The organism is Pseudomonas orientalis, assembly GCF_001439815.1.
GTDB lineage: Bacteria > Pseudomonadota > Gammaproteobacteria > Pseudomonadales > Pseudomonadaceae > Aquipseudomonas > Aquipseudomonas orientalis.
Genome location: NZ_JYLM01000012.1, coordinates 60,775 through 76,468, shown reverse-complemented (window position 1 = coordinate 76,468; position 15,694 = coordinate 60,775). Strand labels below are relative to the sequence as shown.

15 protein-coding genes are annotated in these 15,694 nt (G+C 60.9%); 11 read left to right on the top strand and 4 right to left on the bottom strand.

Annotated features, from left to right (window positions below; translation table 11 throughout):
• Positions 1-18 precede the first annotated feature (18 nt).
• Entirely contained in the window at positions 19-1,020 is a 1,002-nt protein-coding gene (locus TU82_RS23950) for an LLM class flavin-dependent oxidoreductase (protein ID WP_057725725.1), read from the bottom strand.
• Positions 1,021-1,235: 215 nt separating this feature from the next.
• Between TU82_RS23950 and TU82_RS23945 the strand changes: the two genes are divergently transcribed.
• Positions 1,236-1,667 carry an OsmC family protein gene (locus TU82_RS23945; RefSeq protein ID WP_057725724.1) on the top strand — a complete coding sequence of 144 codons (432 nt, stop codon included), beginning with the start codon at positions 1,236-1,238 and terminating at the stop codon, positions 1,665-1,667.
• A 205-nt stretch (positions 1,668-1,872) separates the two neighbouring features.
• Entirely contained in the window at positions 1,873-2,112 is a 240-nt protein-coding gene (locus tag TU82_RS23940) for a DUF1161 domain-containing protein (RefSeq protein WP_057725723.1), read from the top strand.
• On the opposite strand, the gene TU82_RS23935 is transcribed toward TU82_RS23940, so the two are convergent.
• Positions 2,113-2,535 (bottom strand): PA0061/PA0062 family lipoprotein, encoded by a 423-nt coding sequence (locus TU82_RS23935; protein ID WP_057725722.1) that lies wholly within the window; start codon positions 2,533-2,535, stop codon positions 2,113-2,115.
• 103 nt (positions 2,536-2,638) lie between these two features.
• On the opposite strand from TU82_RS23935, the gene TU82_RS23930 reads away from it, so the two are divergent.
• The gene (locus tag TU82_RS23930) at positions 2,639-3,682 is read left to right on the top strand and encodes an aminopeptidase (RefSeq protein ID WP_057725721.1); all 1,044 of its coding nucleotides are present in this window, start codon (positions 2,639-2,641) and stop codon (positions 3,680-3,682) included.
• An 86-nt stretch (positions 3,683-3,768) separates the two neighbouring features.
• Here TU82_RS23930 and TU82_RS23925 read toward each other — a convergent pair whose 3' ends face one another.
• Together TU82_RS23925 and TU82_RS23920 are read right to left on the bottom strand one after the other, a co-directional pair.
• Positions 3,769-4,428 (bottom strand): HAD family hydrolase, encoded by a 660-nt coding sequence (locus TU82_RS23925; protein WP_057725720.1) that lies wholly within the window; start codon positions 4,426-4,428, stop codon positions 3,769-3,771.
• Positions 4,425-4,967: a gamma carbonic anhydrase family protein gene (locus tag TU82_RS23920; RefSeq protein WP_057725719.1), complete on the bottom strand. Its 543-nt coding sequence runs from the start codon at positions 4,965-4,967 to the stop codon at positions 4,425-4,427. The genes TU82_RS23925 and TU82_RS23920 overlap by 4 nt, the downstream gene beginning before the upstream one ends.
• A gap of 101 nt (positions 4,968-5,068) precedes the next feature.
• On the opposite strand from TU82_RS23920, the gene prlC reads away from it, so the two are divergent.
• The 8 genes from prlC (at position 5,069) to TU82_RS23880 (ending at position 15,680) form a co-directional block, all read left to right on the top strand.
• Entirely contained in the window at positions 5,069-7,120 is a 2,052-nt protein-coding gene (gene prlC, locus TU82_RS23915; RefSeq protein WP_057725718.1) for an oligopeptidase A, read from the top strand.
• Positions 7,117-7,392, top strand: a complete 276-nt coding sequence (locus tag TU82_RS23910; RefSeq protein WP_010207776.1) for a YheV family putative zinc ribbon protein — start codon at positions 7,117-7,119, stop codon at positions 7,390-7,392. Before prlC ends, TU82_RS23910 begins: the two co-directional genes overlap by 4 nt.
• 716 nt (positions 7,393-8,108) lie before the next feature.
• Entirely contained in the window at positions 8,109-8,861 is a 753-nt protein-coding gene (locus tag TU82_RS23905; protein WP_057725717.1) for a gluconate 2-dehydrogenase subunit 3 family protein, read from the top strand.
• A gap of 2 nt (positions 8,862-8,863) precedes the next feature.
• The gene (locus tag TU82_RS23900) at positions 8,864-10,648 is read left to right on the top strand and encodes a GMC family oxidoreductase (protein WP_057725716.1); all 1,785 of its coding nucleotides are present in this window, start codon (positions 8,864-8,866) and stop codon (positions 10,646-10,648) included.
• A 12-nt stretch (positions 10,649-10,660) separates the two neighbouring features.
• A complete protein-coding gene (locus TU82_RS23895) occupies positions 10,661-11,959 on the top strand; it encodes a cytochrome c (protein WP_057725715.1) in 1,299 nt (432 codons plus the stop codon).
• Positions 11,960-12,029: 70 nt separating this feature from the next.
• On the top strand, positions 12,030-13,088 hold the full coding sequence (locus tag TU82_RS23890; protein ID WP_057725714.1) for a PA0069 family radical SAM protein: 1,059 nt from the start codon (positions 12,030-12,032) through the stop codon (positions 13,086-13,088).
• A 227-nt stretch (positions 13,089-13,315) separates the two neighbouring features.
• The gene (locus TU82_RS23885) at positions 13,316-14,047 is read left to right on the top strand and encodes a carbonic anhydrase (RefSeq protein ID WP_057725713.1); all 732 of its coding nucleotides are present in this window, start codon (positions 13,316-13,318) and stop codon (positions 14,045-14,047) included.
• 85 nt (positions 14,048-14,132) lie between these two features.
• Positions 14,133-15,680 (top strand): SulP family inorganic anion transporter, encoded by a 1,548-nt coding sequence (locus TU82_RS23880; protein ID WP_057725712.1) that lies wholly within the window; start codon positions 14,133-14,135, stop codon positions 15,678-15,680.
• Positions 15,681-15,694 lie beyond the last annotated feature (14 nt).

Below are 15,694 nucleotides of genomic sequence, written 5' to 3'. Positions count from 1 at the left end.
TCGTTTGTCGTCTGGGGTTCAGCCCTTCATCACCTGCGCCAGCAGCTCGTAGGAATGAATCCGGTCGGCGTGCTCATACAGGTCGCACGTAAAGATCAGTTCGTCGGCACCGGTCTGTTCGATCAGCACCTCCAGTTTGGCGCGGATCTTCGCCGGGCTGCCCACCATTGCCAGGCCGAGGAAACTGCCCACCGCCTCTTTTTCGTGGGGTAGCCACAGGCCGTCCATGGTTTTTACCGGTGGGCGCTGCACCAGGCTTTGCCCGCGCATCAGCGCGAGAATGCGCTGGTACACCGAGGTGGCCAGGTAGTCGGCCTGTTCATCGGTGTCGGCGGCAACCAGCGGAATGCCGAGCATCACGTAGGGCTTGTCCAGCACCGCCGAAGGCTTGAAATGATTGCGGTACACCCGAACCGCTTCGTGCATCAACCGCGGTGCGAAATGTGAGGCGAAGGCGTAGGGCAAGCCACGTTCACCGGCCAATTGCGCGCTGAACAGGCTCGAGCCCAGCAGCCATACCGGCACGTTGGTGCCGGTGCCGGGTACCGCGATCACCCGTTGGTCGGGCGTGCGCGGACCGAGGTAGGCCATCAGTTCGGCCACGTCTTGCGGAAAGTCGTCCGCACTGCCGGAGCGTTCACGCCGCAGGGCGCGGGCGGTCATCTGGTCGGAACCGGGCGCGCGGCCCAGGCCCAGGTCGATACGGCCAGGGTACAAACTTTCCAGGGTGCCGAACTGTTCGGCAATCACCAGCGGCGCGTGGTTGGGCAGCATCACCCCGCCGGAACCGACACGGATAGTCGAGGTCCCACCGGCCAGGTAGCCGAGCAACACTGACGTGGCCGAGCTGGCGATACCGTCCATATTGTGGTGTTCAGCCACCCAGAAACGGTTATAGCCGAGTTTTTCCACGTGCCGGGCCAGGTCCAGAGAGTTGCGCAACGATTGCGCCGCACTGCCATTGGCGCGTACGGGCACCAGGTCGAGGGTCGAGAACTTCACGTCGGACAGCGATTTCATAGCCTGCTTCTCCAATAGGGGCGCAGGCTTCTTAGACGAACCAAAACCTGCCGCTTCATGTGCATGTTCTATGCAATGAGGGCATATACCCGAGATTCAATAGCAGCCATGAAATTTCCTACTTATTTGGTAGGTCTTTCCGACAAGATGAACTTTGCCACGGCGTCTATCCTCAGAACCTTACTGACGCAAAACCACCGTTCGAGGAGAAAGCTATGAGTATCGTTAAAAAGGCATCCGCGCATTGGGAAGGCGATCTGAAGACCGGCCTGGGTTCCATTTCCACCGAGACCGGTGTGCTGCGCGAAGCGCCCTACGGCTTCAAGGCCCGTTTCGAAGGCGGCAAGGGTACCAACCCTGAAGAGCTGATCGGTGCGGCTCATGCCGGCTGCTTCTCCATGGCGTTTTCCATGATTCTCGGTGATGCAGGCCTTAAGGCTGACAGCATCGACACCCAGGCGGAAGTGACCCTGGATCAAGTCGATGGCGGCTTTGCGATCACTGCGGTGCATCTGATCCTGAAAGCCAAGATCCCAGGCGCGAGCCAGGCGCAGTTCGACGAACTGAGCAAAAAGGCCAAGGAAGGGTGCCCCGTGTCGAAAGTGCTGAATGCAACCATCACCCTGGATGCCACGCTTTTGAACTAACCCCATGACTGTGTGGGAGGGGGCTTGCCCCCGATGGCGGTGTGTCAGCCAAAGAAATTTAGCTGAACCACCGCTATCGGGAGCAAGCCCCCTCCCACATTTTTTGTTCTGCGTTAAATCAGAACTCGTGTTTCATAGATGTGGTCCTATAGCCTATGCAGCCTAGACGCACACCCGTGCGCAATGCATTCAGGGAGCTACACACATGAAACGTTTTGCCTTGGCAGTCATCTGCGGTGTATTGGCCACTTCGGCCGTGGCCGCGCCAAAAGATTGTGAAGAGCTCAGAAAGGAAATCGAAGTCAACATCCAGGCCAAGGCGATCCCGTCCTACACCCTGGAAATCATCACCGCCGAAGAAGCCAAGAACCATGACAGCGCCATGATTGTCGGCTCGTGTGAAAACGGCACCAAGCGCATCATCTACCAGAAGAACAACGACTGATCAGATGCAGTTCACGCTGCGCTCTTCGGCCAGCAACTGGCGCGCCGAGTCGTACAGGCGGATGTTGGGCGTGAAGGCCAATGAGCGGCCTTCCAGTACGTAGCGTTGGCCGGCCTGGAAGTGGTCGTACTGCAAGGTCATGAAGCAGGTTCGATACATCATCTGGCTGAGTCCCCCCAACCCACCCCCGGCGGGCACTTCGAAGTCGAAGCGCACCATCAGTTCGTGGGCCCCGGGCGGCATCTGGAAATAGCGCCCGTCTTCGAGGTTTTTCCCGTCCAGGCGCTGCGCCATGACCAATTTGGCGCCCGGGGTTGGCGTGGTGAAATCGACCCAGGCCTGCTGCGGGTCGACGGGCGGGATCGGCGTCGATGCGCAAGCGCTGAGCAACAGGGCGGCGACGGGATACAGAAGCTGGCGCATGGCAGGTACTCAACGCGAGAAGATATTTTGAGTATAAACACGCCATCGCGTGGAAAATTCAAATTCAATTCAAGCGCACCCACTCCCCAGGAGCAGTCACGGCATGGTCAGGCGTTTTCTTCCAGGGCTGATGGTTATGCTGCTCAGCGGCTGCTCCAGCGTCAGTTACTACGGCCAGTTAGCCAGTGGCCAATGGCACTTGCTGAGGGCGCGGGAGCCGGTGGCCCAAGTCATCGCCGACCCGGCCCGTCCTCAATCGTTGCGTGAGCATCTGCTCCAGTCCCAGAAAGCCCGCACGTTCGCCAGCGAACAGCTGCACTTGCCGGACAATCAAAGCTATCGGCTCTACGCCGATATTGGCCGGCCTTATGTGGTCTGGAATGTCTTCGCCACGCAGGAGTTTTCTCTGTCTGCGCAAAACCACTGCTTCCCCATCGCCGGGTGCGTGGCCTATCGAGGCTATTACAACCAGGGCGCGGCGCGTGGCGAGGCGGCGTTGCTGCGCCAGCAAGGCATGGACGTGGCGATTGGCGGCGTCGAAGCCTATTCCACGCTGGGCTGGTTCGACGACCCGATCATCAGTTCGATGATGAACTGGGGCGATGAGCGTCTGGCCACGCTGATCTTTCACGAACTGGCGCATCAGCGCTTCTACGTGAAGGACGACACCGAATTCAATGAGTCATTCGCCAGTTTTGTCGAGCAGGAAGGTACGCGGCAATGGCGCGCCGCCCGTGGCCTGGCGCCGCTGAGCGATGCGACGTTGCAGCAGCGCGACCAGTTTACCCGGTTGATTCTCGCTACCCGCAAACACTTGGAAAACCTCTACGCCCAGCCGTTGGCGGCCGATGTGATGCGCCAGGCCAAGGCCGCGCAGTTCGAGCGTTTGCGCAGTGAGTACCGCCATCTGCGCGACAGTCAGTGGGGCGGCGACAAGCGTTATGACGCGTGGATCAACCAGCCGATGAACAACGCGCGGCTGCTGCCGTTCGGGCTGTATGACCAGTGGGTGCCGGCGTTTGCGGGGTTGTTTGCGCAGGAGGGGCGGGATTGGCTGAGGTTCTATGGGGCGGTGGAGAAGTTGGGGCGGTTGCCGGTTGAGCAGCGCAAGGCGGCGTTGAGGCAGTTGGAGAAGGCTGCCCTTTAGGGCCTCATCGGGGGCAAGCCCCCTCCCACATTTAGAGCGGTGTATACAAGTCAACTGTGGGAGGGGGCTTGCCCCCGATGGCGGCCTCAAGTCCGCCGCAAAAACGCCTGATGCATGTCTGCCAACGTCTCAAAATGCCAGGTCGGCGCTTCGCCATTCAGCTCTTCAAAGCTGCCAAACCCATAGCCTACCGCCGCCGAGTCAAGCCCATTGCTGCGCGCGCCGATCAGGTCATGCTTGCGATCACCGATCATCAAGGTGGTGGCCGGGTCCAGCCTTTCTTCACGCAGCAGATGCGCGATCAACTCGACCTTGTTGGTGCGCGTGCCATCCAGCTCGCTGCCGTAAATCACCTTGAAGTGCTTGGCAAAGTCGAAATGCCGTGCGATCTCACGGGCGAATTCCCACGGTTTGGATGTTGCCACGTAGAGCTGGCGGCCCTGGCGGTTCAGTTCTTCCAGCAGTGGCATCACGCCGTCGAACACCTGGTTCTCATAAAGCCCGGTGACCTTGAAGCGCTCGCGGTAAAAATTCACCGCTTCCCACGCCTTGGTCTCGTCGAAGCCATAGAACTGCATGAACGCCTGCAGCAACGGCGGGCCGATGAAGTGTTCGAGGCGGGTCAGGTCCGGCTCGTCGATCCCCAGTTTGCCGAGGGCGTACTGGATCGAACGGGTGATGCCCTCGCGCGGGTCGGTGAGGGTGCCGTCCAGGTCGAACAGCACGGTCTGGTGGTGCAGGATCATTGGTCGAATCCTTGCGCGATGTGCAGGTCTTTGAGCTTCACGTAGTTCGCCGCGCTGTAGGTGAAAAAGGCACGCTCCTTGTCGGTCAGCGGGCGGACCTGTTTAACCGGACTGCCGACGTACAAAAAGCCGCTGTCGAGCTTTTTGCCCGGCGGCACCAGGCTGCCGGCCCCGATGATCACGTCATCTTCCACCACGGCGCCGTCCATCACGATGCTGCCCATGCCGATCAGGATGCGGCTGCCCACGGTGCAGCCATGCAGCATGACTTTATGGGCAATGGTGACGTCGTCGCCGATCAACAGCGGGAAACCGTCCGGGTTGAACGGGCCGGCGTGGGTGATGTGCAGCACACAGCCATCCTGCACGCTGGTGCGCGCACCGATACGGATGCGGTGCATGTCGCCGCGAATCACCGTCAATGGCCAGACCGAGCTGTCGGCGCCGATTTCGACATCGCCGATCACCACCGCCGAAACATCGACAAAAGCCCCGGCGCCCAGGGTTGGCGTGTGGTTCTGATAGGTGCGAAGGGTCACGATAGCCTCTCTCTGTTGTACTGATAGCTGCGGTGGGTGTTGATTGTAATTAAGATGGCCCCATCTTTGTCTTATCTGTTTCTTCAGCCAAGGTGCCAACCGTGAGCGCGAACAACCCTCTTCTGCAGCCCTACGACCTGCCGCCGTTCTCGGCGATCCGTGCCGAGCATGTGCAGCCGGCCATCGAACAGATCCTGGCCGACAACCGTGCAGCGATCGCAGACATCCTGCAAAGCCAGGGCAAAAATCCGACATGGGCGGGCCTGGTTCTGGCCATGGACGAGCTTAATGATCGCCTGGGCGCGGCCTGGAGCCCGGTCAGCCACCTCAACGCTGTGTGTAACAGCGCCGAGTTGCGCGAGGCCTATGAGGCTTGCCTGCCGGCCTTGAGCGCCTATTCCACCGAAATGGGGCAGAACCGTGAACTGTTCCAGGCCTTCGAAGCCCTGGCCAACAGCCCGGAGGCCGCCGGTTTCGATGTGGCGCAGAAAACCATCCTGGAACACTCGCTGCGCGACTTCCGCCTGTCGGGTATCGATTTGCCGCCCGAGCAACAGAAGCGCTACGCCGAAGTGCAAAGCAAGCTTTCGGAGCTGGGCAGCAAATTTTCCAACCAGTTGCTGGATGCCACCCAGGCCTGGACCAAGCACGTCACCGACCAGGCTACCCTCGCCGGCCTGACCGATTCGGCCAAGGCGCAAATGGCCGCCGCCGCCCAGGCCAAAGGCCTCGATGGCTGGCTGATCACCCTCGAATTTCCGAGCTATTACGCGGTAATGACCTACGCCCAGGACCGTGCCCTGCGTGAAGAAGTCTACGCGGCCTACTGCACCCGTGCGTCGGACCAGGGCCCGAATGCCGGTCAGAACGATAACGGCCCGGTGATGGAACAGATCCTCGACCTGCGTCAGGAACTGGCTCAGTTGCTGGGCTACGCGTCGTTTGCCGAACTGAGCCTGGCCACCAAAATGGCCGAATCCAGCGACCAGGTGCTGAGTTTCCTGCGCGACCTGGCCCGGCGCAGCAAGCCGTTCGCCACCCAGGATCTGCAACAGCTCAAGGCCTACGCCGCCGAACAAGGTTGCGCCGACCTGCAAAGCTGGGACAGCGGTTTCTACGGCGAAAAACTCCGTGAGCAACGCTACAGCGTGTCCCAGGAAGCCCTGCGCGCCTACTTCCCGATCGACAAAGTGCTGGGCGGTCTGTTCGCCATTGTGCAGCGCCTGTACGGCATCGAAATCGCCGAGCAGAAAGGTTTCGACGCCTGGCACCCGGACGTGCGCCTGTTCGAGATCAGGGAAAACGGCCAGCACGTCGGCCGCTTCTTCTTTGATTTGTATGCCCGCGCCAACAAGCGTGGCGGTGCCTGGATGGACGGCGCCCGCGACCGCCGCCGCACCCTTGACGGCGTGCTGCAAAGCCCGGTGGCCAACCTGGTATGCAATTTCACTCCGGCCGACAGTGGCAAGCCAGCCCTGCTGACCCACGATGAAGTCACCACCCTGTTCCACGAATTCGGCCACGGCCTGCACCACCTGCTGACCCGTGTTGAACATGCCGGCGTGTCCGGTATCAACGGCGTGGCCTGGGACGCGGTGGAGTTGCCGAGCCAGTTCATGGAAAACTGGTGCTGGGAGCCTGAAGGCCTGGCGCTGATTTCCGGACACTACGAAACCGGTGAACCTTTGCCCCAGGACCTGCTGGAAAAAATGCTCGCGGCGAAGAATTTCCAGTCCGGCCTGATGATGGTGCGCCAGCTGGAGTTCTCGCTGTTCGACTTCGAACTGCACGCCACCCATGGCGACGGTCGCAGTGTGGCGCAGGTGCTCGAAGGCGTGCGCGATGAAGTCTCGGTAATGCGTCCACCGGCCTACAACCGCTTCCCCAACAGCTTCGCGCACATTTTCGCCGGCGGTTATGCGGCGGGTTATTACAGCTACAAGTGGGCCGAAGTATTGTCGGCGGATGCCTTCTCCAAGTTCGAAGAAGACGGCGTGCTCAACGCCCAGACCGGCCGCGCTTTCCGTGAAGCGATCCTCGCACGGGGCGGTTCCCAGGAACCGATGGTGTTGTTCGTCGACTTTCGCGGACGGGCGCCATCGATTGACGCACTCTTGCGCCACAGCGGCCTGAGTGAGGACGCGGCAGCATGAGTGAAGGGCCTGTGATTACCAAAAAGCAATTTATCGCCGGGGCCGTATGCCCGGCGTGCAGCGAGCCGGACAAGCTGAAGATGTGGACCGAAGACAACGTGCCGCACCGCGAATGCGTGGCCTGCGGTTACACCGATACGCTGAATGATCAGGGTTTATCGGTGCCCAAAGAGCTGGGCACACGGGTCAATACTTCTGCGTTGAAAGCGCCGGCGGACCCGAAGGTGCAAGCGGTGCAGTTCTTCCCCAATCCAAAGCTGAAAAAAGACTAACCGCCTTACGCCGATCCAAAATGTGGGAGGGGGCTTGCCCCCGTGACGGCCAGGCAGCCGACGCGGTTCTACCTGACGCTCCGATGTCCAAATGTGGGAGGGGGCTTGCCCCCGATGGCGGCCTCTGGGCCGACCAGGATGCTGGATTGGAACGAGTACATATCCGTTTCTGCGGTAACGGCTGCTATGGGTTCCGCCCTTACGGCGGCTCACTTTTGAAAAGCGCAAAAGTAAGCAAAACGCTCTTGCCCCACCACTCGGCACCTCGCTAATGCTCGGTGTGCCCGAACGCAGGCTTGAATCCGTGGGCCGCCGCAATGGGCCATCCATGGCCCAATGCGGCTAACCCGGCGTCCTGCCGGGTTACCCACGGATTCAAGCCTGCGTTCGGCCAGCGTGGTTTAACGGGGCGCCTAGGATCAAAAGCAGATCAAGATCAAGAGCGACTCGCTGCGCATCGTGGTTAGCGTTGGGCGAGATACCTATGCCCCGATAGCAGCATGTCAATCAACCTACACATGACTGACCCATCGCCATCGGAAGCAAGCCCCCTCCCATTTTTTTGCCCGCCTGTATGCGACTTACGTCGCTGAATGCCACCTCCACATGCTTAGCCTGCTATCATTTGTAACCATTGATTGCCGCTCCCAGCAAAAAAAGCCAAGCCGCTCCCAGAAGCGGTGGCCAAACCCGTGACCACATGATGAGGTGCACCCATGTCTGATCAAGATCAAGACAACCCCCGGCGTGATTTTTTGCGCAAATCCTTGACCTTGATCCCGGTGGTCACGGTTGCCAGTACCGGCCTTGGCGGTTCGATGCTGATGGCCACGCCCGAGCCTGCCCAGGCCGCGTCAGTCCAGCCGGCTCCCAGTGATAAGGCGTATGAACCGACTTATTTCACCGCCGAGGAATGGGCGTTTATCAACGCCGCCGTCGAGCGTTTGATTCCCGCTGATGCCCAAGGCCCAGGCGCTCTGGAAGCTGGCGCGCCGGAATACATCGACCGTCAAATGAACACCCCATACGCCAGTGGCGCGCTATGGTTCATGCAAGGCCCTTTCAATGCCGACGCCGCGCCGGAAATGGGCTGGCAGAGCAAATTGGTGCCCAAGGAGATCTATCGCCTGGGTATCGCCGCGACGGATGCCTGGTCGAAGGCGTTCAACGGTAAAGCTTTTGCTGCGCAAGACAGCGCTACCCGTGACGATATGTTGCGCCGGCTGGAGGCGGGTGGCAGCGAAGTGAGCGCCCATTTCGACGCGGTGCCGCCGAAGATGTTCTTCAACCTGCTGCTGCAGAACACCAAGGAAGGCTTCTTCTGCGATCCCATCCATGGCGGCAACAAAGGCATGGTCGGCTGGACCATGATCGGTTTCCCCGGCGCCCGCGCCGATTTCATGGACTGGGTGGAGCGCAACGAGCCATACCCCTTCCCGGCTGTTTCCATTCGCGGCGAGAGGGCATGAGCATGGCGACCATCATGAAGAAAGTGGACGCGGTGATCGTGGGCTTCGGCTGGACCGGCGCGATCATGGCCAAGGAGCTGACCGAGGCAGGCCTGAACGTGGTAGCGCTGGAGCGCGGCCCGATGCAGGACACCTACCCTGACGGCAACTATCCCCAGGTCATCGACGAACTGACCTACAGCGTGCGTAAAAAACTCTTCCAAGACATTTCCAAAGAAACCGTGACCATTCGCCATAGCGTGAATGACGTCGCCCTGCCCAACCGCCAGCTCGGCGCCTTCCTGCCGGGTAACGGGGTCGGCGGCGCAGGCCTGCATTGGTCGGGCGTGCATTTTCGTGTCGATCCCATCGAGCTGCGCATGCGCAGCCACTACGAAGAACGCTATGGGAAGAATTTCATTCCCAAGGACATGACCATCCAGGACTTCGGGGTCAGCTACGAAGAGCTGGAGCCGTTTTTCGACTACGCGGAAAAAGTCTTTGGCACCTCCGGCCAGGCCTGGACCGTCAAGGGTCAGCTGGTGGGTGAAGGTCGCGGCGGCAACCCCTATGCACCGGATCGCTCCAACCCCTTTCCATTGGAGGCGCAGAAAAACACGGTCTCCGCGCAGCTGTTTCAGAAAGCGGCTGCTGAGGTGGGTTACAAACCCTACAACCTGCCGTCGGCCAATACTTCCGGGCCTTACACCAACCCTTACGGCGCGCAGATGGGGCCGTGCAATTTCTGCGGCTTTTGCAGTGGCTACGTGTGCTACATGTATTCCAAGGCGTCGCCGAACGTGAATATTCTGCCGGCGTTGCGCCAAGTGCCAAATTTCGAGCTGCGGCCCAACTCCCACGTGCTCAAGGTCAACCTCGACAGCACCGGGAAGAAAGCCACTGGTGTGAGCTATGTCGACGGCCAGGGGCGGGAATGCGAGCAACCGGCGGACCTGGTGATCCTCGGCGCATTCCAGTTCCACAACGTGCGCCTGATGCTGCTGTCGGGCATCGGCAAGCCTTACGATCCGATTACCAATGAAGGCGTGGTCGGCAGGAACTTTGCCTACCAGAACATGGGCACCATCAAGGCGTTCTTCGACAAGGACACCCACACCAACAACTTTATCGGCGCGGGCGGCAATGGCGTGGCCATCGACGACTTCAACGCCGACAACTTCGACCACGGCCCCCACGGCTTTGTGGGCGGCTCGCCGATGTGGGTCAACCAGGCGGGCAGCCGGCCGATCGCCGGCACCTCCAACCCGCCGGGTACGCCGGCCTGGGGCAGCGCTTGGAAGCGTGCCACTGCCGATTACTACACCCACCAGGTATCGATGGATTCCCACGGTGCCCATCAGTCCTACCGCAGCAATTACCTGGATCTGGACCCGGTTTACCGCGATGCCTACGGCCTGCCGCTGTTGCGAATGACCTTCGACTGGCAGGAAAACGACATCAAGATGAACCGCTTCATGATGGAAAAAATGGGCAAGGTCGCCCAGGCCATGAATCCCAAGGCAATCGCCGTTCTTGGCAAAAAAGTCGGCGAGCATTTCAATACCGCGTCGTACCAGACCACTCACCTCAACGGCGGCGCGATCATGGGCACCGACCCGAAAACCAGCGCGCTGAACCGTTACCTGCAGAGCTGGGATGTACACAACGTGTTTGTCCCGGGGGCGTCCGCTTTCCCACAAGGGTTAGGCTACAACCCTACCGGTCTGGTGGCAGCTTTGACCTATTGGTCGGCTCGGGCAATTCGCGAACAGTACCTGAAAAACCCCGGCCCGCTGGTTCAGGCATAAGGAGCGATGACCATGAAAGCACTCGTTATCGCCTCTCTGGCGCTGCTGAGCAGTTGCTCGGTCAGCGCGGCTGAAACCGACCTGATCAAGCAAGGTGAATACCTGGCCCGCGCCGGTGATTGCGTGGCCTGCCACACCGCCAAGGGCGGCAAGCCATTCGCCGGCGGCCTGCCGATGGAAACCCCCATTGGCGTGATTTACTCCACCAACATCACGCCGGACAAGACCGGCCTGGGCGACTACAGCTTTGAAGACTTCGACAAAGCCGTGCGCCATGGCGTCGCCAAAAACGGTAGTACGCTTTACCCGGCGATGCCCTACCCGTCTTACGCGCGCGTCAGCGACAGCGATATGCAGGCGTTATATGCCTACTTCATGAAAGGCGTCGAGCCGGTCGCCCAGGAGAACAAGGACAGTGATATTCCCTGGCCGTTGAGCATGCGCTGGCCCCTGGCGGCATGGCGCTGGATGTTCGCGCCATCGGTCGAGGAACATCAGGTACAAGCCACCGCCGACCCTGTGGTCAGCCGTGGCGCCTACCTGGTGGAAGGCCTCGGTCATTGCGGTGCGTGCCATACACCGCGCGCCCTGACCATGCAGGAAAAAGCCCTGAGCGCCGCTGACGGCAGCACATTCCTGTCCGGCAGCGCGCCGCTGGAAGGCTGGATTGCGAAAAGCCTGCGCGGCGACCACAAGGACGGCCTTGGCAGCTGGAGCGAAGAGCAGCTGGTGCAATTTCTCAAGACCGGTCGCAGTGATCGCAGTGCGGTGTTCGGCGGCATGAGCGATGTGGTGGTCCACAGCATGCAATACATGTCCCAGGACGACCTGACCGCGATTGCCCGTTACCTCAAGAGCCTGCCGGCGGTGGACCCCAAGGACCAGCCGCACCAGTACGACAAACAAGTGGCCCAGGCGCTCTGGAAAGGGGATGACAGCAAGCCGGGCGCCTCGGTGTACATCGACAACTGCGCGGCCTGCCACCGTACCGATGGGCATGGCTATACGCGGGTGTTCCCGGCGCTCGCGGGCAACCCGGTGCTGCAGACGGCGGATGCCACGTCGTTGATCAACATCGTGTTGAACGGCGGCACCTTGCCCGCCACCCACGCCGCGCCGTCGACCTTCACCATGCCGGCATTCGCCTGGCGCTTGTCGGACCAGGAAGTGGCGGATGTAGTCAGTTTCATCCGTGGCAGCTGGGGCAATCAGGGCGCACCCGTGAGCGCAGGTGACGTGGCCGACCTGCGCAAGAACGACATGCGCACCACCTCGGGTGACGACCTGGGTCAGGTCACGCAAAAGCACTGACCGCCAGACGGCACTGGTCAGAAACATCGCGCCTCGATACTGTATATAAAAACAGTATTGAGGCGTTTTCATGACCATTGCACTGCCACCCCGTGGCCGGGGCACGGCCACCAACCTGCACAATCGTTTCGCGCCTACCGTCAGCGTGGCCGAGGACGACGGCTGGTTCCAGGAAGTGCCGCCCACCCAAGGCACCGAAGTGCGCATCGAAACGGCCAAGACCATCATCACCCGCAATAACTCGCCGGACTTGCCGTTCGATCGCTCCATCAACCCCTATCGCGGCTGTGAGCACGGCTGTATCTACTGTTATGCGCGGCCCAGCCATGCCTACTGGGACATGTCGCCGGGGCTGGATTTCGAAACCCGGCTGATCGCCAAGAGCAATGCCGCCGATGTGCTTGAACAGCAGCTCTCGAAGCCGGGGTACGTGTGCGCGCCGATCAATCTGGGCTCCAACACTGACCCGTACCAGCCTATCGAGCGCGAATACAGGATCACCCGGCAAACCCTCGAAGTGCTGCTGCGCTACCGGCACCCGGTGACCATCATCACCAAGGGCTCATTGATCCTGCGCGACCTGGATCTGCTTGCCGAACTGGCCCGGCAACGGCTCGTGGCGGTGATGATCAGCCTCACGAGCCTCGATGATGAGCTCAAGCGCATCCTCGAGCCACGCACGGCGGCACCCAAGGCGCGGTTGCGGGCGATACGGGTGATGCGGGAGGCAGGGGTTCCGGTAGGTGTGCTGTGCTCGCCGATGATTCCGATGATCAATGACATGGAGTTGGAAAGCCTGCTTACCGAGGCCCATGCCGCGGGTGCGCAAAGTGCCGCGTACATGATGCTGCGCCTGCCGCTGGAGGTGGCGCCGCTGTTCGAAGAGTGGCTGGCGGCGCATTACCCGCAGCGCGCGGCGCATGTGATGAGCCTGGTGCGTCAGGTGCGGGGCGGCGAAGTGTATGACAGCCGTTTCGGTGTGCGCATGCGCGGTGAGGGCCCGTTTGCCGATCTGCTGGCGCAGCGTTTCAGTAAGGCGATCAAACGTCTGGGGCTCAATCGCCGTGAAGGCTTCAATCTTGATTGCACGGCATTTTGCCCACCGGGCAGGCAAATGGCATTGTTGTAGACTGAAGAAGACAAATGCGAAGCTGCTGTAGGAATGGTCGCGTTTTGATATCACTGAAACCCCCGGTCTAGAGCGGTTCATTCAGTTTGAGTTAAGTTTCGATGGGTACCTTGTTCAACGAGTGACTGATGAGTCGGTGCCTTGGTCGGTGGAGTTCCCAACTATTTCACCGCCCAGGCGTCGAACTGACCTGAACACTTTCCCTGCATTGATCAAGAGGTTGAATCATGAGTGATAAGGATAAACAGCCGTTGGCTGCGTCGGCTTCAGCCCCTCAAGTGGCGGAAACCGCCGATGCAGCGCTGCAGCATATCGTCGACGGTTTTTTGCATTTTCATCACGACGTCTTCCCCCAGCAGGAAGAACTCTTCAAGAAGCTCGCCACGGCCCAGAGTCCGCGTGCGATGTTCATCACCTGCGCCGACTCGCGCATCGTGCCCGAGCTGATTACCCAAAGTTCGCCCGGCGACCTGTTCGTGACCCGTAACGTGGGTAACGTGGTCCCTCCCTACGGCCAGATGAACGGCGGTGTTTCCACGGCCATCGAGTACGCGGTACTCGCCCTGGGCGTACAGCACATTATCGTGTGCGGGCACTCCGATTGCGGCGCCATGCGCGCGGTGCTCAACCCCGACAGCCTCGAGAAGATGCCGACGGTCAAGGCCTGGTTGCGTCATGCCGAGGTGGCCAAGGCGATGGTCCACGACAATTGCGACTGCGCCAATGAAGGCGAGAGCATGAAGGTGCTGACCGAAGAAAACGTCATCGCCCAGTTGCAGCACTTGCGCACCCACCCTTCCGTGGCTTCGCGCATGGCCAATGGCCAATTGTTTATTCACGGTTGGATCTACAACATCGAGACCAGCGAGATCCGGGCCTACGATGCGGATCAGTCGGCGTTCCGACCGTTGGGCGGCGAAGGCCCGATTCCATCCGCGACGCCTAAAGCGCGCTTCTAACACACTTCCCTGCCGGGTAATGCGGTGGCTGCCATGGACGCAGCCAGGCTTTACCGCGCCCGGCGAATGCCTCGGGAGAGTCATCATGCGTGCTGCTCAATTGAAAGCTGTTTTGCCTCGGGAGCTGCTCGCCTCCGTGGTGGTATTCCTGGTCGCCCTGCCCTTGTGCATGGGGATCGCGATCGCGTCCGGCATGCCGCCGGCCAAGGGTTTGATCACCGGCATCATCGGTGGTCTGGTGGTGGGCTGGTTGGCCGGTTCTCCGCTGCAAGTCAGCGGTCCGGCAGCGGGCCTGGCGGTGCTGGTGTTCGAGCTGGTGCGCCAGCACGGCATGCTGATGCTGGGGCCTATCCTGCTGCTGGCGGGGTTCCTGCAGCTGGTGGCCGGGCGTCTGCGCCTCGGCTGCTGGTTCCGCGTGACGGCGCCGGCGGTGGTGTACGGCATGCTGGCGGGGATCGGCGTGCTGATCGTGCTGTCGCAGATCCATGTAATGCTCGACGGTGCCCCCAAACCGTCAGGGCTGGATAACCTGGCGGGCTTCCCGGCCGCATTGATCGAAGCGATTCCTACCCTTGGCGGCGGTCTCGGCTGGCAGGCGGGCTTGCTCGGTGTGTCGACGATGCTGGTGATGTACCTGTGGGATAAATTCCGGCCGCAAAAATTGCGCTTTGTGCCGGGCGCTCTGCTGGGCGTAGGCCTGGCGACGGTGACCAGCCTGGTGCTGGCATTGCAGGTCAAGCGCGTGGAAGTACCGGAGAACCTGTCCGATGCCATCGATTGGCTGCGCCCCAGCGACCTGCTCAACCTGGCTGACCCGCAACTGCTGATCGCCGCATTCGCCGTCGCGTTTATCGCCAGCGCCGAAACGCTGCTCTCCGCCGCTGCGGTCGACCGCATGCACAGCGGCCAGCGTTCGGATTTCGATAAGGAATTGTCCGCTCAAGGCGTGGGCAACATGCTGTGTGGATTGGTCGGTGCCTTGCCGATGACCGGCGTGATTGTGCGCAGCTCGGCCAACGTCCAGGCGGGCGCCACCACGCGTTTGTCGGCGATGTTCCATGGCCTGTGGCTGTTGGGCTTCGTGCTGTTGCTGTCGAGTGTGCTGCAAAGCATTCCGGTGGCGAGCCTGGCGGGCGTGCTGGTGTATACCGGGATCAAGCTGGTGGACGTGAAGGCGTTCAAGGCCTTGGGACGTTATGGCCGGATGCCGATGTTCACCTATGCGGCCACGGCGTTGGCGATCATCTTCACCGATCTGCTGACGGGCGTACTGGTGGGCTTCGGGCTGACGCTGGTCAAGCTGGCGTTCAAGGCATCACGGCTGAAAGTCAGCCTGATCGATTTGCCCCAGGATGGTGAGATGGAGTTGCGCCTGACCGGTGCGGCGACATTCCTCAAAGTACCGGCGTTGACGCAGGTGCTGTCCACCGTGCCGACGGGGACCACCGTGCATGTGCCGCTCAATAACCTCAGTTATATCGACCACTCCTGCCTGGAGCTGCTGGAGGAGTGGGGGCGCGCCAATGCGGCCAAGGGCTCGAAGCTGGTGATCGAAGCGCGTGGCTTGAAGCGTCGGTTGGAAGGTCGGGTGCGAACGACGGTGGGGATTGGCTCGGCGCCGTCTACTACCTGACGAAACCGGGTAAA

Bases quoted from the DNA above. Each gene is read 5' to 3' on its own strand.
- TU82_RS23900 (WP_057725716.1), top strand. From the start codon at position 8,864: ATGGCGACCATCATGAAGAAAGTGGACGCGGTGATCGTGGGCTTCGGC.
- TU82_RS23885 (WP_057725713.1), top strand. From the start codon at position 13,316: ATGAGTGATAAGGATAAACAGCCGTTGGCTGCGTCGGCTTCAGCCCCT.
- TU82_RS23935 (WP_057725722.1), bottom strand. From the start codon at position 2,535: ATGCGCCAGCTTCTGTATCCCGTCGCCGCCCTGTTGCTCAGCGCTTGC.
- TU82_RS23880 (WP_057725712.1), top strand. From the start codon at position 14,133: ATGCGTGCTGCTCAATTGAAAGCTGTTTTGCCTCGGGAGCTGCTCGCC.
- TU82_RS23950 (WP_057725725.1), bottom strand. From the start codon at position 1,020: ATGAAATCGCTGTCCGACGTGAAGTTCTCGACCCTCGACCTGGTGCCC.
- TU82_RS23930 (WP_057725721.1), top strand. From the start codon at position 2,639: ATGGTCAGGCGTTTTCTTCCAGGGCTGATGGTTATGCTGCTCAGCGGC.
- TU82_RS23890 (WP_057725714.1), top strand. From the start codon at position 12,030: ATGACCATTGCACTGCCACCCCGTGGCCGGGGCACGGCCACCAACCTG.
- TU82_RS23905 (WP_057725717.1), top strand. From the start codon at position 8,109: ATGTCTGATCAAGATCAAGACAACCCCCGGCGTGATTTTTTGCGCAAA.
- TU82_RS23925 (WP_057725720.1), bottom strand. From the start codon at position 4,428: ATGATCCTGCACCACCAGACCGTGCTGTTCGACCTGGACGGCACCCTC.
- TU82_RS23940 (WP_057725723.1), top strand. From the start codon at position 1,873: ATGAAACGTTTTGCCTTGGCAGTCATCTGCGGTGTATTGGCCACTTCG.
- TU82_RS23895 (WP_057725715.1), top strand. From the start codon at position 10,661: ATGAAAGCACTCGTTATCGCCTCTCTGGCGCTGCTGAGCAGTTGCTCG.
- TU82_RS23945 (WP_057725724.1), top strand. From the start codon at position 1,236: ATGAGTATCGTTAAAAAGGCATCCGCGCATTGGGAAGGCGATCTGAAG.
- TU82_RS23910 (WP_010207776.1), top strand. From the start codon at position 7,117: ATGAGTGAAGGGCCTGTGATTACCAAAAAGCAATTTATCGCCGGGGCC.